Below are 23,518 nucleotides of genomic sequence, written 5' to 3' on the forward strand. Positions count from 1 at the left end.
CCTGCTCCCCTTACTGACCGATGCCCAGTGCCTTGGCACCCTCAGAGTATTCCGTCTTCATCTTCGAAACGAAGTCGGGCATCTTGTCATAGGTGATGTCGGTCAGGACAAATCCGCCATCCTCCATCTTTTTCACGAAGTCAGGATCCGCATTGATTGCGGCGACGATGTCGGAGATCTTCTTGCGAATATCTTCCGGGGTCGATGCGGGCACGGCAACACCGCGGTAAGCACCTCCGACGATATCAAAGCCCAGTTCCTTGAAGGTAGGCACGTCCGGGAAGGCCGGCATACGCTCTTCGGAAGCGACAGCCAGCATGCGCAGCGCGTCACCCTGGTTCATGGCGGACGTCACATAGTTGAACCCTGCGAGCGTCTGGTTGCCGAGAACGGCGGTCACAGACGGTCCAGTTCCGGAGAAGGGAACATAGGTCGTCTTGACGCCGGCAGCCTCGTCAAACTGGAGTTGTCCAAGATTGTTGGCTGACTTCGAACCCGAACCAGCGAAGGTCACCATGCCGGGGTTCGACTTCGCGTAGTCGATCAACTCCTGCAGCGTACTGAACTGGCTGTCGGCCGGAACGAAGACCGCGTTCGGCGTGTAGTGGAAATAGTGAACCGGTGTCAGTTCATCGGTCTTGTAGCCGACATCTCCCTCCAGTGGCTGCAGAATGGTGTGCGGCAGGTTGATACCCATGATGGTGTAGCCATCGCCGGCAATGTCGTTGAGCTTTGACCATGCCTGGGCGCCACCGGCACCGGCCTGGTATTGGATGACGACATCCTGACCTGCATGCTCCTTCCATTCAGCCTGCTGAAAGCGCGCCGAGATGTCGGATTCGCCGCCAGCGTCGAAGGGAATGATGTAGGTCATCGGCTTAGTGGGGAAATCTGACGCCGACTGGGCGACGGCCGGCATTACCGCCAGGAGCGACAGGCCAACTGTGGCCGCGAAAATGGTCTTGATCTTCATCTTGGTTCCTCCCTGATGAACTTCTGCCCGAGCGGGGCTCGACACGCACCTGTTGAAGAAACAGCGCGACGTTCGACCGAACGCCGGATGCACAAGCTCCTCCAGCCTGAGCAACCTCTCCCACGGCCACTCAGCAGCCTTGCTGTGCGAGCAAAGACATCGGTACCATAGAGGCCGCAGGAAACGCTGGGAATTTCCGCAAATTCATTTCATTATTGATTTTTGGGAATAAGTGAGTGAGCCGACAATGAACGGTGAAACTGACATGCGCTTCTTCACCGTCATTGCGCAGCGCAGCAGTCTGTCGGAGGCGGCGCTTGAGCTTGGGCTTACCGCTTCGGCAGTCAGTCGGCGTCTTGCCAGGATGGAAGATCGTCTCGGCGTTCGTCTGGTCAATCGAACCACACGACGAGTCAGCCTCACAAGCGAAGGGGAGGCCTATCTCGCAGCCTCAATGGACATCATCAACCGCATTGCAGCTGCCGAGGAGGCAATCGTCTCTGCTCGCGGAGAACCCCAAGGCCTGTTGCGGATCAACGCGACCTTCCAGTTCGGGCGCGAGCATGTGGCACCGGCTGTGTCTGCATTCGTTCACAGACATCCGGGAGTGGAAGCTCAGCTCGTTCTTACGGACGCGCCACTCAACATCATGGAAGAAGGTTTCCATCTTCAGATCCGCTTCGGGGAGCCTACGGCTACGCGCCAGGTGATGGGACTCCTCTTGCGCAACCGCCGGGTTCTGGTGGCTTCTCCCGAATATCTGCGTCGGCACGGAACGCCGAAGCGGCTATCGGAGCTCACGCAGCACTCATGCATTGTCCTCAGGCAGGAACATGCTGCGTACGACGTCTGGCGGTTCGGCACCGAAGACAGTGTCCGGGTTGCCGGCGGATTGTCCACCAACGACGGTGAAATAGCTGTCTCCTGGGTCTTGAACGGCCATGGCATAATGCTCCGATCTGAATGGGACGTGGCTTCCCACGTCCGCGCCGGTCGACTGGTTGTCGTTCTTCCGCGCTACTACATGAGAGCTGACGTCATGGCCGTCTATCCGGAGCGGCTTAATCTATCAGCCAAGGTGAGATTGTTCGTCGAGCTGCTGCGCGAGCGCATCAAGGAGCGGACACCGGACCTGCAACTGAACTGACCTGCCCCAGCGACTGATTGCGCGCCAACTGCCAGAACCGCTCCGCCATATCGGGCAGCGGCCGCACAGTACGGAATAGAGCCACCTGGACAGGTACCGCCCAATCCATAGGGCCGGCAATGGCGAGGCCACCACCGGGGGAAAGCTCGTCGGCAGCGAGGCTCTCCGGGATCCATGCAACACCTTTGCCTTCAAGTGCGAGTGCCATGAGCACCATCGCAAGGTGAGAGCTGAAGACGTTGTGCAGATGCAGTTCCTCAGTTCGCTGAGAGAGTGCGGACACGAGGATCCGGCCCATGCCGGATGTCCCCTCGAACATCAACCAAGGAACCGGCCGTGCGGGCGAGCCCGGCAACCTGTAGATCGCTTGTCCTTCGTTATCGCGACGGCTGACAGGGACGAGCCGTTCATGCGAGAGAGTCAACATCGGGAACTCCCTTTCTGACAGGCGCGTCGCGGTGCCGGGATGGTGGTGGCACAGCAGGAAATGGGCCTCACCCGCGAGCATGAGCCGTTCGCACTCGTTCATGTTGTCGGAGAGGAGCCTGATCGGCATTGTCGACGCCAGGGATCCAAGCCCCTGCACCCATCCCGGAAAGAACGTATAGGAGAGCGCGTGGGTGGAGGCGACGGTCAACGTTGCCGTTGAGCTTCGCAATTGCTGCAGCTCGTGCTTCGACCTTTCCAGCCGACGGATGACATCATCGGCGGCTTCAACCATGACCTTCCCAGCCTCGGTCAGCGCCAGTCGATGACTGCTGCGGTCGATCAAGGTCGAGCCGCACCATGCCTCCAGCGACTTGATCCGTCTACCGAAGGCTGGTTGGGTAATATTCCTGATCTCGGCCGCGCGGGAGAAGTTGAGCGTCTTCGCCAAGACCTGAAGGTCCAATAACCACGCCGTGTCCATGTCCCCTCCGCCAGTGCATGATCGGCATCACGTATAGCATGGCGCGCGCCAGTACGGCATATAATCAAAAGCTCCCCGTGAACTACTCGCAATGCCGAATTGGCACCGAACTGTTGAGGATCAGCATTGGCCTTCTGTCGGTGCCGCACGTACCATCAGGGTCTGCCCGAAAGAACCGGCACGACCGACGCGAAGGAACAGCATCCCATGCGAATTATCGACATCTGTGAGGTCACCAAGCCAATCGCTTCTCCCATTCGCAACGCCTATATCGATTTCAGCAAGATGACCGCGAGCCTGGTGGCGGTTGTTACCGATGTCGTTCGCGATGGACGCAGGGTGATCGGCTATGGCTTCAACTCCAATGGCCGATATGGGCAAGGCGGTCTGATACGAGAGCGGTTCAGGGATCGCATTCTGGAGGCCGCTCCGGAGAGCCTCCTGAACGAGGCCCGGGACAACCTCGACCCGCACAAGATCTGGTCCGCAATGATGGCTAACGAAAAGCCGGGCGGTCATGGCGAACGCTCGGTCGCGGTCGGAACCATAGACATGGCCGTGTGGGATGCGGTTGCGAAGATTGCAGACAAACCCCTCTTCCGGTTACTCGCCGACATGAAGGGCGTTGAGGCAAACCCGAAGGTGTTTGTCTATGCCGCAGGTGGCTATTATTATCCCGGCAAGGACGATAGCGCCCTGCGCCGCGAAATGCGCGGCTACCTCGATCGTGGCTATACTGTGGTCAAGATGAAGATCGGCGGCGCTTCCATTGATGACGATCGGCGTCGGATCGAGGCCGTGCTGGATGAAATCGGCGCAGATGCACAGCTCGCGGTGGACGCCAACGGGCGTTTTGATCTGGAGACGGCGATTACCTACGCCAAGATGCTGCGCCAGTACCCGCTCTTCTGGTACGAAGAGATCGGCGACCCGCTGGACTACGCGCTGCAGGCGGCAATGTCCGAGTTCTACGAAGCCCCCATGGCAACAGGAGAGAACCTGTTTTCGCACCAGGATGCGCGCAACCTCCTGAGGTATGGAGGGATGCGGCCGGACCGGGATTATCTGCAGTTCGATTGCGCCCTGTCCTATGGGCTGGTGGAATATCTGAAGACCTTGGACGTCCTGCACCAGTTCGGCTGGTCCCCTTCCCGCTGCATCCCCCATGGCGGCCACCAAATGTCTCTCAACATCGCTGCCGGTTTGGGACTTGGAGGCAATGAGAGCTATCCCGATCTATTCCAACCCTATGGCGGATTTCCGGATGGTGTCCGGGTCGTCGACGGATTCATCACCATGCCGGAGCTTCCGGGATTAGGGTTCGAAGGGAAGTCGGATCTGATCAAGGTGATGCGAGACCTGGCGACCTGACCCAGGAGCATACCTCCCGCCGGCTACTCAAGAGTCTCAGCCGACAGGTCTGTGTCCGTCTGATCAAGAAGCGCCTGTGCACGTTCAACGACCGGCCGGTCGATCATCTTGCCATCGAGCTGCACGACGCCGCCTTTCGCCAAGCTGGCGGCAGCAACGATCCGACGCGCCTGGTCGACCTCGGCCTTCGTCGGCGCAAAGCCCTCATTAACAGCCGCCACCTGCCGCGGGTGCAGACATAGCTTTGCAGTGAAGCCGAGAGCGCGGGCGCGTGCAATGTCGACAGCCAGCATCGCCGCGTCCTCGAGATCGACGGTGACCCCATCAATCGGCGGCGGCAAGCCTGCGTGACGCGACGCGATAGTGATCTGCAACCGCACCGGATCTAGGCTCGCACCAGTGTCCGGAATGCGCGCATCGAGCCCGAAGTCGAGATTGCCGAAGGCAATGCGGCAGACACATGACAGGGTCGCAATCTCCTGGACCTCTATGTAGCCTTCGACACTTTCGATAAGGGGGATCAAGCGACGGCCGGGCAAGTGGCGGGACACGTGGCTCAATGCAGCGACATTCGCCTTCGGGACCATGATGAGCGCTTCGCCGAAACCGGCGAGCGCCTCGATGTCGGAGGCAAACCAGGGCGTATCGGCGCCGTTGATGCGAAGAACGCCCGCCCCGCCCTGAGCGAACCAAGCCATGGCGGCGGACCGCGCCGTTTCCTTTTCGTCCGGTACAACTGCATCCTCCAGATCGATGATGATGGTGTCGGCACCAGAGGCGGTGGCCTTGGCGAAACGGTCGGGACGGTTACCCGGAACGAAGAGATAGCTCGCCGGCTGCCTCCGATCTGCAGTTCGCGACTCTTGAGCGTCAGTCATCGAAACTCGCCGTTGCCTGCATGGCGAGTTCCCCTTCGGGGCCCCGCGCCCAGAGTGACAAGCCGCCATGATTTTCGGAGGTGACGGCCTCCAGATGGAACGGGCGATCAACGAAGAGCGGCGCCATCGCCCGGAAGGCGAAACAACAGATCGGAGCACCGTCCCTGCAACGGGTAGCGAGTCCGTGCAGCAGCGTAGCGACCAGGGGCCCGTGCACGACAAGATCGCGATAGCCCTCCACCAGCCGGGCATAGGACTGGTCGTAATGGATGCGATGGCCGTTGTCAGTCAGTGCGGAGTAATGGAAAAGCAGCACGGGGTCCGGTACCAAAACTTCCGACCACCGCGCGTCGTCCGGTGCTGAATCGGGAGAGGCGCCTGGACCACCCGCCAGGGCCGCTTCGCGAAAGACGAGGTCCTGCTCCTCCTCAATGCAGAGCGTGCTCGCGTGTGAAATCCGGTGGCGGATCGTCACGACGCCGAGACGGCCCGACCGGCCAGTCTTCATGGAGACATCGATGATTTCGCTCTCACGGATCGCCTCCGCCCCGACCAACAGCGGCGCGTGATAGACAAGTCGGCCGCCGGCCCACATGCGGCGCGGCAGGCCGATCTCCGGCACGAACAGGCCGCGCCTCGGATGCCCGTCCGGCCCCAGTTCGCTACGCCGCGCCACCGGATTGAAGAACATCCAGTGCCAGGCAGGCGGGAGGGATGCGCCACCTCCCGGCACACTGTCGAGGTCAAGCGCCGCTGCCAACGCCGCAGCGCGAGCCGGCGAGATGACCGCGCGCCGACACTCTGTCCGGCCGATAGCTTCCCTGCCGTCCGGGATAATGTCCGAAGGCATCGCTCCTCCTTCCTTCTCGCGCGAGCTATGCCAGGCTTAGCCAGTCCAGCAGGTCAAAAATCAGTCCGACATCGGAAGCCTCGTCCAGCGACCACACGAAATCGACGACCTGCTGCATGCGATCCGCGTCTATCAGACCATCAGCGCAGTCCCTAAACTTGCCTTCCAGCTCTGCATCGGAGAGTGGATTGTGCGGGCTGCCGCGATAGTCTTCATTCGCCCAGCGCTCGATATGCCGGCCGTCTTTCGTCGTTACCTCGATCTTCGATCGGATGCGATCCCAGCCCATGTCCTCAATGGACTGGTCGAAGGCGGTTTCGATCCGCCGCTGCATGTCCTGGGACGCCTTCGAGGAGACGAATTCGTCGGTAAATTCCGCCTTGCCGGCGCGACCTGCGAGTATTATGGCAGTCAGCAGGAACGCGAACGAGAATTTTCCCTCGAGTTCCGTTGTCGCGATACGGAAGCGGATGGGGCCAAGCACGTTGCTGCCGGCCTTCAGCCTCACCGACACGATGTCTTCTGCCGCAAGGCCATTCTCGCGCATCAGGAAGAGCATCGCATCCATACTGGGATGAGTAAGCACGCCCGACGGATACGGTTTGATCGAGATGCCGGGGCTCACGATCGTGTGCGGCTTGCCGAAGCGATCGCGCACCAGCGCCGGCTCGCCCCCTGGTCCGGCAATCGCCAGATACCCCCAACGACCATCGAGTGCCTCCGGATTGGCGGACAGGCCGTGACGAGAAAGCAGCGCCGCCGTCACGCCGTTTTCGGCTGCCCGGCCGACGTGCATCGGCTTCGTCATCGTCCCAAACCCGGCGCGGATGCCGGATGCCATCGAGGCGGCAAGGCCTAGCGCCTGCGCCACGCCGGCAGCATCGAGGCCAAGCATCTTCGCCGCCGCAGCGGCCGCCGCAAAGGTGCCGATGGTTCCGGATGTGTGGAATCCACGCATGTAGTGGTCCGGATTGATCGCCTCGGCGACCTTGCAGCCCACCTCGAACCCGGCCAGGAAGGCCGTCAGGAAGCGCTTGCCGTCGACGGGATGTCCTGTCTCCTTGGCGACAAGATCCGAAATTGTAAGCGCCGCGATCAGCGGCGGCATCGTCGGATGCATCAGCAATCCATAGGGGCGGCCGGGACCCTCCGCGAGTTGTGTGTCGTCCCAATCCATCGCATGACCGGCCGTCCCGCCCCAGAGAGCGGCGAGATGGGCGGGCACCCAGCTTGCCGCCCTGCCTATCAAACGGGCCTGGGGTGTGCCGCCAAGGCTCTCGACATAGGCACCGAGTGGTTTCATGCCCGGCTGTTCCGATCCGGCGAGTGCCACGGCGAGACCGTCGAGCACGCAGCGCCGGGCGAGCCAGAGCGTCTCGTTGTCGAGATCGTCATAGTCGAGGTCGGCGACGAAGCTGGCGGCGGCTTTTGTAAGACCGGCAAGATGGACGTGCGGATCATCGCTCGCGGCGGACGTCATCGGATGCTGGTTCACGGTCTTCCTCCCAGGGTACGTATCTGCGCATGTCTCTTTGGTTCAGCCGAACTCCCGGCGGATCGCTGCACCGTCGGTATCGATGGACGGAACCGGTCCGAATGCAGGAGCCCTGCCCCGCCGGCGTGCCGGCGGGGCAGGCACGGAAACCGTGCCGCCATCCATTTCGACGTCGATCCGTCTCAGATGCGGGTGCTCGGCCAGGTCGAGCGGTGTGTTGACCATGGCGTAGGCGATGCCTGCCGCGTCAAGGCGTTCGATCATCGTCTCGTGCGACTCCGCGGCGAACGCTGTCTCGATCAGGTCGTCCACCACCGTACGGTTCTCAATCCGGCGGAAGGCGTCGCTGAAGCGCGGATCTGTCCGGAGCGAGGCGTCGCCCATGACGATGCCGCAGAAGGAATGCCATTCGCGCTCGTTCTGGATAGATATCAGGACACCTCGCCCGTCAGCGCAGGTGAAGACGCCGTAGGGTGCAATCGAAGGGTGGCGCAGCCCCATGCGCGGCGGGTTCGTGCCTGCGCCCTCCGCCTGGAGCAGCGGCACCGCCATCCAGTCGGCCATGGCGTCGAACATGGCAACGTCGATCACGGCTCCACGGCTGGATAATCCTCGTTCGATCAGCGCCTCGAGGATCGCCGCATGCGCATACATGCCGGTGCCGATATCGCAGACCGAAATACCAACACGCGCGGCCTCCTCAGGAGTACCGGTCACCGATGCCAGCCCGCTTTCCGCCTGGATCAGGAGATCGTAGGCCTTGCGATCGCGATGCGGCCCGTGGTCGCCGTAGCCGGAAATGTGGCACTGGACCAGCGTCGGGTTGAGCCCCTCCAGCACGTCCACGCCGAGCCCGAGGCGGCCTACGGCGCCGGGTGCGAGGTTTTCGACGAAGACGTCCGCCTTGACGAGCATCGCCTTCAGCACCGCCAGGTCCTCCGCCTGCTTCAAATCGAGCGCAATCGACTGCTTGCCGCGATTGAGCCAGACGAAATAGGACGAGTGCCCCTTAGCCAGCCTGTCATAATTCCGCGCGAAATCGCCTTCTGGGCGCTCGACCTTGATCACCCGCGCACCGGCATCCGCCAATCGCGAGGTGCAGAACGGAGCTGCAACCGCCTGTTCCAGCGAGACGACGAGCAATCCATCGAGGGGTCCGACCATCCTCCAGGCTCCTCAATAGGACCGGGGCATGCCAAGCACATGCTCGGACAGATAGGCGAGGATGAGGTTCGTCGAGATTGGCGCCACCTGGTAGAGCCGCGTCTCGCGGAACTTGCGCTCGACGTCGTATTCCTCCGCGAAACCGAACCCGCCATGGGTCTGCATGCAGGTATCGGCCGCCTGCCAAGAAGCTTCGGAAGCCAAAAGCTTCGCCATGTTCGCTTCAGGGCCGCAGGCCTCGCCCCGATCGAAGCGCTCCGCCGCCCGGTAGACCATCAGCTTCGCCGCCTCTGCCGCCGCATAAGCTCGTGCGATTGGGAACTGGACGCCCTGGTTCTGGCCAATCGGTCGGCCGAAGACGACGCGCTCGTTGGCATAGCGCGTAGAGGTCCTGGTGAACCAGGTGGCGTCGCCGATGCATTCGGCAGCGATCAGGATGCGCTCGGCATTCATGCCGTCGAGGATGTAGCTGAAACCGTTGCCCTCCTCGCCAATCAGGCTATCGGCCGGAATTTCCACATTGTCGAAGAAGACCTCCGTGGTTGCATGGTTCAGCATGGCGCGGATCGGCTTGATGGAGAGCCCGTGGCCGAGGGCCGCCTTCATGTCGACGAGGAAGACTGAGAGCCCGTCGCGCTTGCGCGCCACCTTGTCCTTCGCCGTTGTTCGGGCGAGCAGGATCATCAGGTCGGAATGCTCGGCGCGCGAGGTCCAGACCTTCTGGCCGTTGATGACGTAGCGATCGCCTCGCTTTTCGGCGAAGGTGCGGATCGACGTAGTATCGGTTCCAGCCGTCGGCTCCGTCACGCCGAAAGCCTGGAGCCGCGTCTCGCCGGTCGCAATCTTCGGCAGCCAGAGCATCTTCTGCGCTTCGCTGCCGTGGCGCAGCAACGTCCCCATCGTGTACATCTGCGCGTGCAGTGCGGCCGCATTGCAGCCCTGCGAATGAACCTCTTCCAAAATGTTGGTGGCGACCGTGATGCCCTGCCCGCTGCCGCCATACTCCTCCGGCACCAGCACGCCCAGAAAGCCGCCATCCGTCATCGCCTTCACGAAGGCGGTAGGATAAGCCTTTTCGCGATCCAGTTCGCGCCAGTATTCGCCGGGAAAGCCGGCGCAGAGTGACGCTACCGACTGGCGAATTTCGCGGATCGTATCGGCATCAACCATCGCTGCCTGCTCCTCGTTCATTGCTGCGTTTCTCGCGCCACCGCTCAAGTGTTCGCCGCCTCGTCGGTGCCTTCGGCACGGACCGCGAAGCGGACGAGCAGCGGCGGCGCGATGATGTTGGTGAGGAAGGAACGGGTGAACTGGAAGCCCGCGACAATGGCGGCGGCGGCACCGAGCGCCTTGGCGGAGGCGATCATCTCGCCAAGGCCACCGGGAGCGACACCGAGTGCCAGCGACACGGGCGCGACATCGATGAAGAGGCGCAGGATCGGCACGAACCCGAACACCATAATGAGGATGAGCCCGCCGCTGCAGATTATGGCGGCGATTGCAGCCCGCGGTACCCGCGCAAAATCCTCCTTCTTCAGCCGCGCACCGAGCGAAAAGCCGATGAGAACCTGCGCGCCAACGATCAACCACCCCGGCATGGTGGCGATGGAGACATTCATCGACACCAGCGCGATACCGACCGCCATCGGCATGATGACCCACGGGTTCAGCACGCCGAGCTTCGCGGTAACGATCGAGAGTAACAGTCCGCCGAGGACGCATGCGGCGAGCGCCGCAAGACTGGCATGTGGATCGACTTCAGCGGCGACGGCACTGCGGTCGATGCCGAAGAGAAAGGGAACCAGGACGACGATCATCACGACGCGCAGCGTGTGCACAACCATGACCACATCCGCCTGCGCGCCGGTCTCGCGTGCCAGCGAGGCCATTTCCGACATCCCGGCGGGCAGGGTCGAAAGCAGCGCAGTCTTGCGGTCGACGCCGGCGATCTTCTGAAGGGGAAAGGCGAGAGCCACGCCGAGCGCATTGGCGACGAAGGCGGCGACGATCATCGCCGGGAGGAAGGACCAGAGTTCACCGAGAATGCCGGGGGTCAGGATTGCCGCCGTCGCGCCGCCGATCAGGAGTTGGCCGAGACGCCTTGCATATTTTGTCTTACCGCCGAGCCCGACGGTGTTGGCATAGACGGCGCTGCCGACCATGGCGCCGAGGATCCAGGCGAGCGGAATTCCGGTCAGGGACAGGAGCCAACCCACCACGGCCGAGGTGGCGATGCCGCCGGCAAGCGTGAGGTTGGTCCCAAGGATCATGACAGGTAGGCACCGCCGTTGACATGCAGCGTCTCGCCGGTGACGTAGCGCCCGGCCGCACCAGCAAGGTAGGCGACCGCCTCGGCGACCTCCTCCGGCTTTCCATGTCGGCCGACGAGGTTCTTGCGGCTGCCGTGGTGCCTCGGCGCCGCTCCGTCATTGCTGATGCGCACCGTCTCGATAAGGCCCGGTGCGACGCAATTGACGGTCATGCCCTTCGACGAGAGCTCGTGCGCCATGGCCTTCGTCAGCCCCACCACGCCGGCCTTTGCGGTGATGACATGCGCCCGGTGCGCCGCCCCGGTATGGCCGGTCAATCCGCCGAGATTGATGATCGCCGCCTGGTCGCTTTTCTCCAGGTACTGAAGAGCTGCCTGTGAAACGAGGAAGACAGCATCGAGCGCAACCCCCATCACCTTGCGCCAGTCAGCATAGGTGATATCCGCGAAGGCGGCTTCGGGCCGGATCGCGGCATTATTGACGACGACATCGAGCCTGCCGAAGGCATCTGCCGCCTCCCGCACAACCCTGACCGCTACCTCCGGGTTAGACAGGTCGCCGCTCACCAGAACCGCACGTCGTCCGAGCGCCTCGACGGCCGCAACCGTCTCGCGGCCGGCAGTCGTGTCGTTCGCCACGTGCACGACGATGTCCGCTCCACGCCCCGCAAGCGCAACGGCAATGGCCCGGCCGATATTGCGCGAGGCGCCGGTGACAAGGGCGACGCGGCCCTGAAGATCGCTCGTCGTCATTTCGCAAGCTCCGCAATCATCTCGTGCCCGTACTGCATTGAGGCTATCCCGTCGCAGACCGCCAACAGCGTCTCCGGATCGCCGTGACCGCCGAACCTGACGTTCGCCCGGAATTTTGCGTCGATTTCGGCCCGCGTCAGTGGCTCCTCCACTCCGCCGCGCATATGACCTTGTTCTGCCTCCTCGATACGCCCGTCTTCGTATTCGATGCGGATATGACCGGTGAAGGCAGCGGGATACGGATTGCCTGGGTCTATCTCGAAATCGACGAGCTCGCAGAGGCGTAGCAAATCCGGGTCACGAATGGCCTCCTCGGTGAAATCGCCGAGATTTGCATGACCGCGGACGAGGCCGAGCGCCACGCCGAAGGGTGTCGAGAACTTTGCGGCATAGGCCGTCGGCGGACGACGCTTCAGCTCGATGGGCTCCCAGAGGCGATGCACGATCCCCTCCGCCGTCTTGCACACGATGCGCCGGATGCCGTCAAGCGGAACGCCTCTCGCACGCAGCTTCATGGCTACGTCGATATACGGCTGCACCATTGTCCCGCATGGATAGGGCTTGAAGGTGATGCCATCCATCACGAAGGTTCTTCCGAGGCCATCGAACAGCCTGTCGGTCTTTGGTTCGATCGACGGGGCAAACGTCTTGAAGGCACCGTGCGTGCCCTCGAAAACGAGGCGTGGGCCGGAGAAACCCGCCTCCGCCATGGCGACTGCACGGAGGGCAGACTGCGCTGACCAGCCAGGATGCATGCGCTTCGTCCAGCTTCCGTCGCCGAGATATTCGATGATGCCGGAAGCCATGGAGCCGGCGATGCCTAGAGCATCGACGATGACCTTTTCCGAGGCGCCGCGTGCTACCGCGATGCCGAACGTGGCGGCAAACGTACCGAGCACCGCGGTCGGGTGGAAGCCCGCCTTGTGCACCGCCTTGGGCAGCGTCAGTGCCAGTCGGCAGAGTATCTCGGTCCCGGCGGCGATGCCGAGCATGACCCGGTCGTTGGTGAGATGATACTTCTGAGCGGCGGCAAGCAGCGCCGGAACGATGACGACGCCGGAATGCACCGGTCCCCCCTCGAACGTATCGTCAAAATCCTCACCATGCGCCGCCGTACCATTGACCAGCGCCGCACTCGAAGCCGATATCCTGTCCGCGTGGCCGACAATGATGTGCTCGCCCGGTTCTGCGGCTGCTTTGGCGGCCGCAACATAGTCTGTCTCCCGCGCGGCAACGCAGAGGCCGATGATGTCGACCAGGATGTCGCGGCTCTTGGAAAGGGTCGCCGGCGGTAGGTCGTCCGCCCGGAGCGTCGCGCCCCAGGCGGCTAGGCGCTGCGACACGGAGGCATTGGTGTTGTCATTGCTCATGATCAGCTTTCGGCATTTTCGGAAAAGGTAGAGGAGGGGCGGTGGCGCAGCAACTCGTAGCCGCGCTTGGCGATCGAGCCGCCGATGAAGAGGAAGGCGAGGACCAGCAGGGCGAGCGAGATCCGGTCATCGACGAAGATCATCAAGTCGTCACCCGACAGCACCAGCGAACGACGGAAGTTGCTTTCCACCAGATAACCGAGCACTAGGCCGAGCACGGTCGGCAAGAAGGGGAAGCGCAGCATGCGCATGAAGAACCCGGCCACCCCGGCTGCAATCATGATGCCGAGATCGAAGGCCTCGTTGTGGATCGAGTAGATGCCGGAGAGGATCAGGGCGAAGATGAAGGCATTGAGATAAGGCCGCGGCCGGTTGACGAGCCAGATGCAGACGGGAAGCATCGCCATGCCGATGACAAGCTGGCCGATCGCTGCCGTAAAGAGGCCGGCGTAGAGACCGTAGACCACCTCACCAGATTTCTGGAACAGCATCGGCCCGGGCACGATGCCATGAATCAGGAACCCGCCGAGCAGGATGGCCGTGGAGTTTGAGCCCGGAATGCCAAAGGAAAGCAGCGGCACAAGCGCGGTTTCGGCGACCGTGTTGTTCGCGGTCTCGGGTGCGGCGATGCCTTCCGGGGAACCCTTGCCAAACTCCTCCGGATGGCGCGACCAGCGACGAGCCTCATTGTAGGACATGAAGGAGGCGATCGTACCGCCGGCGCCCGGCATGACCCCTTCGAAGGTGCCGATGCCGTTGCCGATCAGTTGCGCCGGGATGAGCCGCTTGGCGAGCGGCCAGTCAGGAAACTGAATACGCGGCCGAGACGTCACGCGGTCGTCCTTGCCGCGCCGGGAAGCCTGCACCAGAAGCTCGCTCATCGCAAAAAGGCCTACCATGATCATCACGGGCTCGATGCCGCCGAGCAGTTCAGCCGATCCAAAGGTGAAGCGGGTGCCTCCGGTCACGGGATCACTGCCGATGGTGGCGATGATGAGGCCAAGCATTGCGGCGATCAGGCCCTTGACGAGATTTTCCCCGGACAGCGTTGCGATGACCGAGAGTCCGAGAATGCCAAGCGCGAAATAGGCCATGGGCGTGAAGGCGAGTGCCACCTGCGCCAGCGGGCCGGAGAGCGTCATCAGCATGGCGAGCCCGAAGAGGCTGCCGATCACGCCGGAATAAAGCGAAATGCCAAGCGCCAGCCCCGCCTTGCCTTGGCGGTTCATCTCGTAACCGTCAATGACGGTTGCCGCCGCCGCATTGGTGCCGGGAGTGCGGATAAGGATCGCCGGGACGGAACCACCGTATTCGGCACCGATATAGGTGGAGGCGAGCAGCACGATCGCGCTCGTCGGGTCCAGCGTATAGGTGAAGGGCAGAAGCAGCGCCATCGTGATCGATGGCGAGATGCCGGGCAGAGAGCCGCCCATGATGCCCCAGGTGACGCCGATCAGGGCCGCAAGGATTACGTTCCATTCGAGCAGGAAGGCGGCGGTATGAGTGAGCGTTTCCATAGGTTAGAACTCCGGGACGGTCAGAGGCCGAGGCTGGCAAGAAGACCGGACGGCATGCGCACGCCCAGAACGATGACGAACATCACCCAGAGGAAGATGGCGCCGAACACCGCAACCGCGACGACACGCCCCTTGTTGCCGGCGCCCAGATAAAGCGCGGTCACCAGAAGCAGGACGGCAACGGACAGCAGGTATCCCAGCGTCTCGATCACGAAGATGTAGCCGAGGCCGATCGCGAGCAGGCCGGCAGCGAAGGCAACTTTACGCCCCTGCCCGTCCCATTCACCTTTTTCTTCCGAAGAAACGTCGGCTGTCGCCAGGCGCGACGCAAGCAGCGCCTGGATCGTTAGCACCGCACCGAGTCCAACGAGGAGCCAGCCGTAGAGACGCGGCAGGCCTCCGGGCCCCATGCTGTCGTCCAGCGCGCTGCTGCGCAACTGATAGGCAAAGAACAGATAAACGGCACCGATAGCGATTGACGCGACACCGCCGACGAAGTCCCGGGTTAGCATGAAAGCCTCACATGGAAGACAGGGCGCAATTATGGACTAGGCGAGTAGTGGAGGCGGCACGCTCCAAGGACCCACGCCGCATCCGAAATCACGATGGCCTATTCAATGACGCCGGTCTCTTTCAGGAAGCCTTCCGTCTCGGCGCCAAACGTCTCGATGAACTTGACATAGTCGGCATGCGGAATGAACTCGGCTCGCAGATTGGCGCCTTCGTAGGCTTCCTTGTATTTCGGGTCCGCCAGCACCTTCTGAGTGGCGGCTTCCCAGGCGGCTACCACATCGTCCGGCAGTCCCTTCGGCCCCGCCAGACCGCGGAACTTGCGCACCACCACGTCGTAGCCCGTTTCCTTGACGGTCGGTACTTCCGGGAACGCATCGAGGCGCTTGTCGCTGAAGGTGGCCAGTAACCGGAGCTCGCCGGCTTCGATTTGCGACTGAATTTCCTGCACCTCGCCTACGCCAATCTGCAGCGTGCCGTTCAGGACGTTGATCATCATGTCGCCGCCGCCTTCATGCGTGACCACGGCGGCATTGACGCCCGACGCCGCCTTCAACTGCTCCAGTGCTTGGCGCTCCAACGATGCGGGATTTGCGGCGCCCCACTGGCCGCGGCCGTCGCGGGCATATTGGATGACGTCCTCGAGCGTCTTGAACTCGCTCTTGGCCGACGTGTAGATGACTTCGGGGTCAATGAAGAAGTTCACCAGCGGCTCCAGGTCGGTATATTTGTACTCCGGATCGGAGAGCAGCGAGGTGTAGATGAAGGTCGGCGTCGTCGCATAGAACATGGAGCCGTCCGCAGGCGCCTGCGCAAGCTGCGCCATCGCCTTTGCGCCTGAGCCGCCACTGACATTTTCCACGATTACGTTCGCGCCGAGATAGGGCGCCAGGTAGCGGGACAGTTCTCGGAGAAAGACGTCACTGCCACCGCCGGGGCTGGAGTGGGTGATGAGCGTCACAGTGTCTACAGGATATTCCTGAGCCTGAGCCGAGTTCAGACCGCCTGCCCAAACGACAGCGGCTACTGCGGAGACGAGATGCAGTTTGTTCATTGGTGAAATCCTCCCGGTTTCTGGCCGAACCTCCCGTCCGACCGTTTTTATTTCGCGCTGCACTTCCGGTAGTCCAGTCGCAACCAAGCTATTCCCCCTCATTGTAAAGTGTCAACAATATTTCTGAGAAAGAATGAGCTGACCATCCTTCGCTAATCGAGGGGCACGCGCGTCTCGCGGAACGCATCCTGGTCGAGCGTTAGCCCGAGGCCCGAACGGTTCGGTATCTCAATGAAGCCGTCCTTCGGCTTCGGCGCATCCGTGAAAAGCGTCTCGCCGACGGCGACCATGCCAAGGTGCCATTCGACGATCCAACCGTTCATCATCCCGGCCAGAAGATGCATGTTGAAGAGCGGCCATCCGCCGCCGTTAGCTATCGGCATATTGTAAATCTGGGCGAGATGGGCAATCTTGCGGGCTTCGGTATAGCCGCCACAATAGGTGACGTTCGGCTGCAGGATATCGAGCGCCTGATGCTCGACGAACTCGCGCATGCGCCATCGGTGCCCTTCCATCTGGCCGGCTGCCAACGGTATTTTGGTCGAGCGGCGGAGGTCAGCCAAGGCCCTTGCATCGTTCTGCGTCAGGGGCTCCTCGAACCAGGTTATCCGACAATCTTCGATCTCCCGGCAAAGGTACTTTGCATCGACGGGGTTGAAGAGATAGTTCGCATCAATCATGAGGTCGATGTCATGGCCTACTGCTTCGCGGATCGCCCTCACCCGCCGGACATCCTCCCGCCAGCCGCCCTTGTCGACCGCCACGACTGATTTCAGCGCTCGGAAACCATTGGAAACATGAAGTTTGGCGGCTTCGCCGAGAAGATCCACGTCATATTGTGGAAAGCCGAAGGTGACATAGCAGGGTAGCTTGTCGCGCGCGCCCCCGAGCATTGCGGCGATCGAGCGGCCTTCCGCCTTGCCAATGATGTCCCAGAGCGCGATATCGAGACAGGAGAGCGCCATCGAGATGGTACCGCTCATCGCGCGCGGGTTGAGCTTCTGCCAGACCCGCTGGTGGATCTTCTCGAGATCGCGCACATCCATGCCCTTGACGCAGGGAAGCACGTGCTGTTCCAGGGCCACAATGACCGCGCGGGACAGGAAGTGGCCGGTGAGCCCGTAGCCGACGATACCCTCATCCGTCTCAACCTGGCAGAAGACGAAATGCGTCTGCTCCTCGCGGCCATAGCCTTGCACACGCCCCTCCAGGAGCGGGATCTCAATCGAGAAACCGTGAAGACTGGCCCTGATGTCCTGAATGATCATGAGAAACGCCTCCCCTCCCCGTGAAGCAATGCAGGCATTGTCTAGCCCATTTCAGTATTGTAGACAATAAACAAACGGAGGGATTCGATGATGACTGCCGCTGAAATGCCGGCGCTCACGCAGAGCGCCAGACTGATGGACGGGTTCAGGCACGAGATGGTCAAGACATCCGGCGCCGAAATCAGGGTCGCCGTCGCCGGCAACGGGCCGCCCCTCCTACTGATCCACGGCAACCCACTCACCCATGTAAGCTGGCACAAGATCGCCCCCGCACTCGCGAAGACATTTACAGTGATTGCACCTGACCTGCGCGGCTACGGCGACAGCTCCAAGCCAGCCGGAGGCGAGGAACATGCCGCCTACACGTTCCGCGCCATGGGGGAAGACAATTTTGAAGTCATGAACTATTTTGGCTTCGACCGCTTCCAGATCGCCGGTCATGACCGCGGCGCGCGGGTGGGGTTTAGAATGGCGCTGGATCGGCCGGAGCGCGTCGAGCGGCTGGCCGCCCTTGATATCGTACCGACGCATCACGTGCTTACCAACGTCACGCTCGGCTGGGGGCTGGAAAGCTACCACTGGTTCTTCATGGCGCAGAAAGCACCCTTCCCGGAGAGGCTGATCTGCGCCGACCTCGAATATTACATCCGCTACAAGCTGAACAAGAAGGACGTCGGTCTTGAGATCTTCACGCCGGACGCCATGGCCGAGTATGTCCGCTGCACGACCCCCGAGCAGATCCACGCGGTGTGCGAGGACTACCGCGCAACGGTGACGCTCGATCTCGCCATGGACAAGGCCGCCTACGGCAAGCGCCGGATCGCGTGCCCGGTCATGGTCATCTGGGGCACCAACAGCCATTGCGGCCGCCATTTCAAGCCTGTCGAGGCCTGGAGCGAATGGGCTGACGACCTCCGCGGTTTTGGTATCCCCACGGGCCACTATCCGACCGAGCATCGCCCGGACATCGTCTACCCCCTGTTCTGGGACTTCTTCACAGGGCGCGAGCCGAGTTGGAATGAAGCGTCATGACGGCGCGCATCATCCCGGTCGTCGAAGCGCGGCGGCGCCTGCACGATGGGCGCGAGATCGCGCTGCTGGACGTCAGGGAGGCTGGCCAATTTGGCGAGGCGCATCCGCTGTTCGCCACTCCATCCCCCTTCTCCCGGTTGGAGATCCTCGCACCCCGCCTCGTGCCGCGGCTGACAGTGCCGGTGCTGCTCCTCGATGCCGGCGACGGTGTGGCGGAACAGGCTGCTCCAAGGCTAGCTGAGCTCGGCTATACCGAGATCAGCATCATTGCCGGTGGCATGCCGGCCTGGGCGGCAGCAGGCTTCCCCGTCTACAAGGGCGTCAATGTTCCGTCCAAGACACTCGGGGAGTTGGTAGAGCAGATCTGGCATCCGTCCATGCTCACCCCGGAACGACTGGCCGCCTGGAAGGCGGACGGTCGAGATTTCCGCTTCTTCGATGCCCGCCCGGCCGACGAATACGGCAAGATGCGCGTTCCCGGTGCGGTATGTCTGCCGAACGGTGAGCTGGCACATCGCCTCCCAGCGGTGGTCGAGCCTGACGAAACCATCGTCATCACCTGCGCCGGGCGTACGCGCGGTATCATCGGCGCAATCAGTGCGAGGCTGGCGGGGCACCAGGGGCCCGTTCTAGCCCTCGAAAACGGCACTCAGGGATGGGCACTGGCCGGAGAAATGCTGGAGCGCGGCAACACGGCAGCGGCCTTTCCGGCGCTTTCGTCCGCCGAGGCCGAACGCACGCGCGCCGCGGCGCAATCGCTGATCAGCCGCTTTTGCATCGACACAATTGACACTGCCGAGATCGACAGCTTCCTGTCAGACCACGAAACAACCACCTATCTGCTCGATGTGCGATCGGTGGCCGAAGCCGCCACCGATCCGATCCCCGGTGCAGCGCACGCGCCGTCCGGCCAACTCGTGCAGGCGACAGACCAGTGGGTCGCGGTGCGGCACGCGCGGCTCATTCTCCTCGACAGCCTCGGCCTGCGTGCAGGGCTTGCCGCGTTTTGGCTGCGGCAACTGGGTTATCGGCCTTACGTCGCGATCATCGACAACGGAATCCGCCGGCGAGCGTCAAGAAACGATGCAGCAAGACCTGACCACCCGTTCAACCTGCCGTCGATCATGGCCGAAGACGCGCTGCGGCTTCGCGCCGAGGACAGAGCGATCTTCATCGATCTGCGCGGCTCGCTTGCCTATCGTGAAAGCCACGTCGATGGGGCGATCTGGCTCGTGCGGCCCAAGGCCAGATCCGTGGCTGGCACCGTCGGCGGCCGGGCAGCCCTGCTGATCACCGATGACCGGCTTGTTGCCGAACTGGCGGCCAAGGAGCTCCGTGAAGCGGGAATCCAGGAACTGAGGTTGGTTGAGGGCGGTCACCAAGCCCTGGTCAATGCCGGCGCGCGGACTGTTTCTACACCGGACACGCCGTCCGACGCGGAGGCCATCGACCACCTCTTCTTCGTCCACGACCGCCATGATGGCAACCTCGAATCCTCCCGGCGCTACCTCGCCTGGGAAACGGGCCTGGTCGATCAGTTGGATGACGTCGAGCGGATGGAATACCGACTGGAACGCCCCTGACCGCAAAGCCAGATAGCCGGCGCGACACCATCTCCCGGTGCTGCGCCAGCCGCTTTTTTTGTTCGCCTTGCTTGATAGGACTAGCCCTACTGCGCCGCCGACAAGGCTGCAACTTTCGCTCTGCGGCGCTTGGAGATCGCCTGCAGCAGAATGGATCCGAGCATCAGAGCAAAGATCAGTAGAGCCCAGGGGCGTTCGAGTCCATAGCCGATGAAGTCGCCGCCGCTGATCTGGTTCGTCCGTAGCAGATTGCCCTCCAGCAGGCTGCCAAGCAGCAGGCCGACGACTGTCGCAGCCACGGGATAGCCGTAGCGCACCATAGCCCAGCCAAGCACCGAGAAAACCCAGAGCGTTATCGGGCCTGCGGAGCTCCCCTCGATGGCATAGGCACCGAAGGTCGAAACGACGAGAACGCTGGGGATCAGGAAGCGCAACGGAACCCTGACCACATAGCCGGCAACATAGACGAAGCCCAGTCCGACGACGAAGAGCAGCATCGCCTGCGCGAAGTTGGAGAAGATGACCGCGTAGACGATGTCCTTGTTGTTGGCGATGAAGCTCGGTCCGCCGACGATGTTGTGCATGGCAAATGCTGCAAGAAGAATCGCCGTGGCACCCCCGCCAGGTATTCCAAGCGCGAGCATCGTCGCCATCGCGCCCCCCTCCGAGGAGGAGTTCGCCGCCTCGGCCGCGATCACCCCCTTCGGGTTACCTTGGCCGAATGTGTCACCATCGGAGGCGTTCCGTTTGGTTTCCGAATAGGAGAGCAGATTGGAGATCGACGACCCGACGCCCGGAATCGCCCCGACGATGACGCCGATCAACGATCCCCGGAAGATGATCGTCGGGTAGCGGAAGGTGTGCTGGACTCCGCCGAGGATCTTCTTAAAACTGATTTTTCGGGAGGCTTCGTCTGCGATCAAGTAGGTCGTATTGATGAGCCCGATCAGTTGGCTGGCCGCCAGCAAGCCCATCATCGCGGGGATCTGCGGAACGCCGTCGAGAAGCCACGGGATGCCCATCGTTCCCCGGACGAAACCGGCCGTATTCATGCCCACTGTCCCGAGCAACACGCCGAAGGTGCCGGCCAGAAGGCCACGGCTCATATGGGTGCCGGCAAGCGAGCCGAGCAGCAGCATTCCCCAGACAGCCACTGCGAACATCTCAAGCGGTCCCAGCTTCAGAACCACCCCGGAGATCGGGACGATCAGCACGAAAAGTATGACGTAGCTTGCAAGGCAGCCGATAACGGAAGATGCAAGTGCAACGCCCAGCGCCTCGCTGTGTTGGCCCTTGCGCGCCATCGGATAGCCGTCGAAGGTGGTTGCCACCGCCGAGGATGTGCCGGGAATTCCCATCAGAACCGCCGGAACCGATCCACCAAAACCGGCGCCGGTGTATATTGCCGTTAGGAAAACGATGGCCGGCAGGAAGTCCATGTAGAGAGTCGCCGGCAGGGCAAATGCCATGGCCATCGTGATCGATATTCCCGGCATTGCGCCAAAGATCAGGCCGATAGCCAGGCCGGGCAGCAGATAGAGCCAGGCGTTCATGTCGGACGACAGTAACGTGAAGGCTCCCGAAACAGACGTCAGTTCGACCACGGCGCCTCGCTTAAAGGATTGTCAAAGGGAAAGGGAAAGGCGTTATCGTTCCGTATCCGTAGATCAGGAAGACGGTGAAGAGCGCACTGAACAAAAGATTGACCCACCATCGTTTCTCGCCGCAGACCGCCAGCGCCACAACCATGAAGGCGAAGGTGGCGATGTCGAAGCCGATGACTTCCAGCGAAAAGGCCAGTCCCGCAAGCGCCACGATGAGGATGAAGACCCGGATCAGGTCACCCCAAGTTTCTCCGGTCGCTTCAACCTCCTCGGCTGCATCGGCGCGCGGGAATATCCCCGGAAGCACGAAGGCCGCAAGGACAATTGCGAGGAATGCAGCCGGCTGTACGAGCAGGAGGTTGTTGGTGCGCAACGACACGCTACGCGCATCCAGAAGATAGGCAACGACGACCCCAACAATGGCGGCCAGAAGGATGAGGTGACCCCACACGACCTTCCGTCCTGATTTGGTGCTCATGGATAGAAATCTCCGTCGTTGCGGGAGCGTCCGCGTTCACGGACACTCCCGCATGCGTTGCCAGGCTATTAGTTGCCCTTCAGAAGATCGAGATACTGTTCCATCACCTTGGCGGTGCGGGCAAGCATCTGGTTCGATTCTTCTGGACCATACCAGTCGGTAGCAAGTTGCTGGTTCTTCAGCGCCTCAATTGCCGCCGGATCTTTCGAGGCCGCTTCGATCGCGCCCACGAGCGTCTTGAAGACCTCGGGATTGGACGTCTGCATCGAACCGTGCAGGCCCCAACCTCGCTGGGAGCCGACCACGAAGTCGGCATCGGCGCCGAGAACGTCAGTGACGATCGCGCCGTCCCAATTGTCGCGCTTGCGGGTGTCGAAGGTCAACAAGGGGCGTATCTGCTCGGCCAGCGGTAGGAAGCCTTCCCCACCGACGAAACCGACATCAACGACACCACCGGCGACAGCGTTGCGCGCAGGACCGCCACCATCATAGGTGACGACACGAACGGCATCGACCTCGATCTCATTGGCCGAGCACAGGATGTGGAAGTTTACGAGGTCTGCCGAAGCCGGCTGGAGGCCCACCGAAAGACTGCTCGGGTCAGCCTTGAGCCGCGAGATGAAGTCTTGCACCGACTTGATGTCGGAACCCGCGCTCGTCGCCATCAGCGTGTAGTCCTGTGACGGCAGATTGACCATGTAGAAGTCTTCCAACTTGAAGGAAGCATCCTGCGTCAAGATGTTGAGCGGCAAATAGGGCGCCGCGGAGGTGCACAGGATGGTGTAGCCGTCGTCCGGCTGCTGCAGGAAGAATGTATGACCGAGCAGTGCGCCAGCGCCGCCACGGTTGATGATCGTCAACGGCTGGCCGAGCTGCTGTTGAAGGAACGGAGCAAATGCCCGTGCCAACCGGTCGTTATAGCCCCCGGTGTCGAATGGAACGACGACGTTGATCGGACGATCCGGATAGGCGTTTTGGGCGCGCAGGATCGAAGGCGATGCGAGCGCAGCAAAGGCAACGCCCCCCGCACTCGCCTTGAGAATGGTTCGACGCGAAAATGTGGATGTCATGTGGTTCCTCCGTGGCCTTTTGCGGCTCGCTCTCCCTCTGTCATCCCATTCCGGGGGACGACTGCCTCTCCCAAGGCATGATAGCAAGGCTAAGAACGATTTCGTGGACTGTCAACAATTAATGCAACGTGCAGCGTTTAGAGGTGCGCGCAGGAGGATTCTGTCAGGCGCACAAACTGTTTTTTCTTCTGTGACGCAGCCGATTGACCGGAAGCTTGTCGC

The 23,518-nt window shown here is 62.0% G+C and carries 21 protein-coding genes; 4 read left to right on the forward strand and 17 right to left on the reverse strand.

What is annotated here, in order from left to right:
- Positions 1 to 10: 10 nt before the first annotated feature.
- On the reverse strand, positions 11 to 973 hold the full coding sequence (locus MUU54_RS06525) for a Bug family tripartite tricarboxylate transporter substrate binding protein (protein WP_247243215.1): 963 nt from the start codon (positions 971 to 973) through the stop codon (positions 11 to 13).
- Between the two features lie 247 nt (positions 974 to 1,220).
- Between MUU54_RS06525 and MUU54_RS06530 the strand changes: the two genes are divergently transcribed.
- Positions 1,221 to 2,120: a LysR family transcriptional regulator gene (locus MUU54_RS06530; RefSeq protein ID WP_247243216.1), complete on the forward strand. Its 900-nt coding sequence runs from the start codon at positions 1,221 to 1,223 to the stop codon at positions 2,118 to 2,120.
- Here MUU54_RS06530 and MUU54_RS06535 read toward each other — a convergent pair.
- Entirely contained in the window at positions 2,086 to 3,030 is a 945-nt protein-coding gene (locus MUU54_RS06535; RefSeq protein ID WP_247243217.1) for a LysR substrate-binding domain-containing protein, read from the reverse strand. The genes MUU54_RS06530 and MUU54_RS06535 overlap by 35 nt on opposite strands.
- Positions 3,031 to 3,237: 207 nt before the next feature.
- Here MUU54_RS06535 and MUU54_RS06540 point away from each other — a divergent pair, with 207 nt between their 5' ends.
- The gene (locus tag MUU54_RS06540) at positions 3,238 to 4,401 is read left to right on the forward strand and encodes a mandelate racemase/muconate lactonizing enzyme family protein (RefSeq protein ID WP_247243218.1); all 1,164 of its coding nucleotides are present in this window, start codon (positions 3,238 to 3,240) and stop codon (positions 4,399 to 4,401) included.
- 23 nt (positions 4,402 to 4,424) lie between these two features.
- Here MUU54_RS06540 and MUU54_RS06545 read toward each other — a convergent pair whose 3' ends face one another.
- The 12 genes from MUU54_RS06545 to MUU54_RS06600 form a co-directional block, all read right to left on the reverse strand.
- Complete coding sequence (locus MUU54_RS06545; protein WP_247243219.1) at positions 4,425 to 5,279, reverse strand: HpcH/HpaI aldolase/citrate lyase family protein; 855 nt, start codon at positions 5,277 to 5,279, stop codon at positions 4,425 to 4,427.
- A complete protein-coding gene (locus MUU54_RS06550) occupies positions 5,272 to 6,129 on the reverse strand; it encodes an HTD2 family dehydratase (protein ID WP_247243220.1) in 858 nt (285 codons plus the stop codon). The genes MUU54_RS06545 and MUU54_RS06550 overlap by 8 nt, the downstream gene beginning before the upstream one ends.
- 25 nt (positions 6,130 to 6,154) lie before the next feature.
- Positions 6,155 to 7,624: an MmgE/PrpD family protein gene (locus tag MUU54_RS06555; RefSeq protein ID WP_247243221.1), complete on the reverse strand. Its 1,470-nt coding sequence runs from the start codon at positions 7,622 to 7,624 to the stop codon at positions 6,155 to 6,157.
- A 42-nt stretch (positions 7,625 to 7,666) separates the two neighbouring features.
- Entirely contained in the window at positions 7,667 to 8,788 is a 1,122-nt protein-coding gene (locus tag MUU54_RS06560) for a CaiB/BaiF CoA transferase family protein (protein ID WP_247243222.1), read from the reverse strand.
- 12 nt (positions 8,789 to 8,800) lie between these two features.
- Positions 8,801 to 9,979, reverse strand: coding sequence for an acyl-CoA dehydrogenase family protein (locus MUU54_RS06565; protein WP_247243223.1), 1,179 nt, complete (start codon positions 9,977 to 9,979; stop codon positions 8,801 to 8,803).
- A gap of 23 nt (positions 9,980 to 10,002) precedes the next feature.
- Positions 10,003 to 11,058 (reverse strand): AbrB family protein, encoded by a 1,056-nt coding sequence (locus MUU54_RS06570; protein ID WP_247243224.1) that lies wholly within the window; start codon positions 11,056 to 11,058, stop codon positions 10,003 to 10,005.
- The gene (locus MUU54_RS06575) at positions 11,055 to 11,810 is read right to left on the reverse strand and encodes an SDR family oxidoreductase (RefSeq protein WP_247243225.1); all 756 of its coding nucleotides are present in this window, start codon (positions 11,808 to 11,810) and stop codon (positions 11,055 to 11,057) included. The genes MUU54_RS06570 and MUU54_RS06575 overlap by 4 nt, the downstream gene beginning before the upstream one ends.
- Positions 11,807 to 13,180: an MmgE/PrpD family protein gene (locus tag MUU54_RS06580; RefSeq protein WP_247243226.1), complete on the reverse strand. Its 1,374-nt coding sequence runs from the start codon at positions 13,178 to 13,180 to the stop codon at positions 11,807 to 11,809. Before MUU54_RS06580 ends, MUU54_RS06575 begins: the two co-directional genes overlap by 4 nt.
- A 2-nt stretch (positions 13,181 to 13,182) precedes the next feature.
- The gene (locus tag MUU54_RS06585) at positions 13,183 to 14,697 is read right to left on the reverse strand and encodes a tripartite tricarboxylate transporter permease (protein ID WP_247243227.1); all 1,515 of its coding nucleotides are present in this window, start codon (positions 14,695 to 14,697) and stop codon (positions 13,183 to 13,185) included.
- A 20-nt stretch (positions 14,698 to 14,717) separates the two neighbouring features.
- Positions 14,718 to 15,209: a tripartite tricarboxylate transporter TctB family protein gene (locus MUU54_RS06590; RefSeq protein ID WP_247243228.1), complete on the reverse strand. Its 492-nt coding sequence runs from the start codon at positions 15,207 to 15,209 to the stop codon at positions 14,718 to 14,720.
- A 98-nt stretch (positions 15,210 to 15,307) separates the two neighbouring features.
- A complete protein-coding gene (locus MUU54_RS06595) occupies positions 15,308 to 16,261 on the reverse strand; it encodes a tripartite tricarboxylate transporter substrate binding protein (protein ID WP_247243229.1) in 954 nt (317 codons plus the stop codon).
- Positions 16,262 to 16,413: 152 nt separating this feature from the next.
- Positions 16,414 to 17,529: a mandelate racemase/muconate lactonizing enzyme family protein gene (locus MUU54_RS06600; protein WP_247243230.1), complete on the reverse strand. Its 1,116-nt coding sequence runs from the start codon at positions 17,527 to 17,529 to the stop codon at positions 16,414 to 16,416.
- An 87-nt stretch (positions 17,530 to 17,616) separates the two neighbouring features.
- On the opposite strand from MUU54_RS06600, the gene MUU54_RS06605 reads away from it, so the two are divergent.
- Positions 17,617 to 18,561, forward strand: coding sequence for an alpha/beta fold hydrolase (locus MUU54_RS06605; protein WP_247243231.1), 945 nt, complete (start codon positions 17,617 to 17,619; stop codon positions 18,559 to 18,561).
- Complete coding sequence (locus MUU54_RS06610; RefSeq protein WP_247243232.1) at positions 18,558 to 20,144, forward strand: rhodanese-like domain-containing protein; 1,587 nt, start codon at positions 18,558 to 18,560, stop codon at positions 20,142 to 20,144. The genes MUU54_RS06605 and MUU54_RS06610 overlap by 4 nt, the downstream gene beginning before the upstream one ends.
- A gap of 86 nt (positions 20,145 to 20,230) precedes the next feature.
- Here the strand turns inward: MUU54_RS06610 and MUU54_RS06615 are convergent, their stop codons facing one another.
- From MUU54_RS06615 to MUU54_RS06625, 3 genes are all read right to left on the reverse strand, one after another.
- Positions 20,231 to 21,748 (reverse strand): tripartite tricarboxylate transporter permease, encoded by a 1,518-nt coding sequence (locus tag MUU54_RS06615; RefSeq protein ID WP_247243233.1) that lies wholly within the window; start codon positions 21,746 to 21,748, stop codon positions 20,231 to 20,233.
- Positions 21,749 to 21,758: 10 nt separating this feature from the next.
- Positions 21,759 to 22,226: a tripartite tricarboxylate transporter TctB family protein gene (locus MUU54_RS06620; RefSeq protein ID WP_247243234.1), complete on the reverse strand. Its 468-nt coding sequence runs from the start codon at positions 22,224 to 22,226 to the stop codon at positions 21,759 to 21,761.
- 68 nt (positions 22,227 to 22,294) lie between these two features.
- Positions 22,295 to 23,296, reverse strand: coding sequence for a Bug family tripartite tricarboxylate transporter substrate binding protein (locus MUU54_RS06625; RefSeq protein ID WP_247243235.1), 1,002 nt, complete (start codon positions 23,294 to 23,296; stop codon positions 22,295 to 22,297).
- Positions 23,297 to 23,518 lie beyond the last annotated feature (222 nt).

The sequence above is a fragment of the Pseudorhizobium tarimense genome (genome assembly GCF_022968135.1).
In the GTDB taxonomy this organism is placed as follows: domain Bacteria; phylum Pseudomonadota; class Alphaproteobacteria; order Rhizobiales; family Rhizobiaceae; genus Neorhizobium; species Neorhizobium tarimense.

Coding starts and splice junctions, on each gene's coding strand:
- MUU54_RS06585 (WP_247243227.1), bottom strand. CDS start 14,697: ATGGAAACGCTCACTCATACCGCCGCCTTCCTGCTCGAATGGAACGTA.
- MUU54_RS06525 (WP_247243215.1), bottom strand. CDS start 973: ATGAAGATCAAGACCATTTTCGCGGCCACAGTTGGCCTGTCGCTCCTG.
- MUU54_RS06545 (WP_247243219.1), bottom strand. CDS start 5,279: ATGACTGACGCTCAAGAGTCGCGAACTGCAGATCGGAGGCAGCCGGCG.
- MUU54_RS06565 (WP_247243223.1), bottom strand. CDS start 9,979: ATGAACGAGGAGCAGGCAGCGATGGTTGATGCCGATACGATCCGCGAA.
- MUU54_RS06550 (WP_247243220.1), bottom strand. CDS start 6,129: ATGCCTTCGGACATTATCCCGGACGGCAGGGAAGCTATCGGCCGGACA.
- MUU54_RS06580 (WP_247243226.1), bottom strand. CDS start 13,180: ATGAGCAATGACAACACCAATGCCTCCGTGTCGCAGCGCCTAGCCGCC.
- MUU54_RS06530 (WP_247243216.1), top strand. CDS start 1,221: ATGAACGGTGAAACTGACATGCGCTTCTTCACCGTCATTGCGCAGCGC.
- MUU54_RS06575 (WP_247243225.1), bottom strand. CDS start 11,810: ATGACGACGAGCGATCTTCAGGGCCGCGTCGCCCTTGTCACCGGCGCC.
- MUU54_RS06610 (WP_247243232.1), top strand. CDS start 18,558: ATGACGGCGCGCATCATCCCGGTCGTCGAAGCGCGGCGGCGCCTGCAC.
- MUU54_RS06600 (WP_247243230.1), bottom strand. CDS start 17,529: ATGATCATTCAGGACATCAGGGCCAGTCTTCACGGTTTCTCGATTGAG.
- MUU54_RS06570 (WP_247243224.1), bottom strand. CDS start 11,058: ATGATCCTTGGGACCAACCTCACGCTTGCCGGCGGCATCGCCACCTCG.
- MUU54_RS06595 (WP_247243229.1), bottom strand. CDS start 16,261: ATGAACAAACTGCATCTCGTCTCCGCAGTAGCCGCTGTCGTTTGGGCA.
- MUU54_RS06590 (WP_247243228.1), bottom strand. CDS start 15,209: ATGCTAACCCGGGACTTCGTCGGCGGTGTCGCGTCAATCGCTATCGGT.
- MUU54_RS06560 (WP_247243222.1), bottom strand. CDS start 8,788: ATGGTCGGACCCCTCGATGGATTGCTCGTCGTCTCGCTGGAACAGGCG.
- MUU54_RS06540 (WP_247243218.1), top strand. CDS start 3,238: ATGCGAATTATCGACATCTGTGAGGTCACCAAGCCAATCGCTTCTCCC.
- MUU54_RS06535 (WP_247243217.1), bottom strand. CDS start 3,030: ATGGACACGGCGTGGTTATTGGACCTTCAGGTCTTGGCGAAGACGCTC.
- MUU54_RS06625 (WP_247243235.1), bottom strand. CDS start 23,296: ATGACATCCACATTTTCGCGTCGAACCATTCTCAAGGCGAGTGCGGGG.
- MUU54_RS06605 (WP_247243231.1), top strand. CDS start 17,617: ATGATGACTGCCGCTGAAATGCCGGCGCTCACGCAGAGCGCCAGACTG.
- MUU54_RS06620 (WP_247243234.1), bottom strand. CDS start 22,226: ATGAGCACCAAATCAGGACGGAAGGTCGTGTGGGGTCACCTCATCCTT.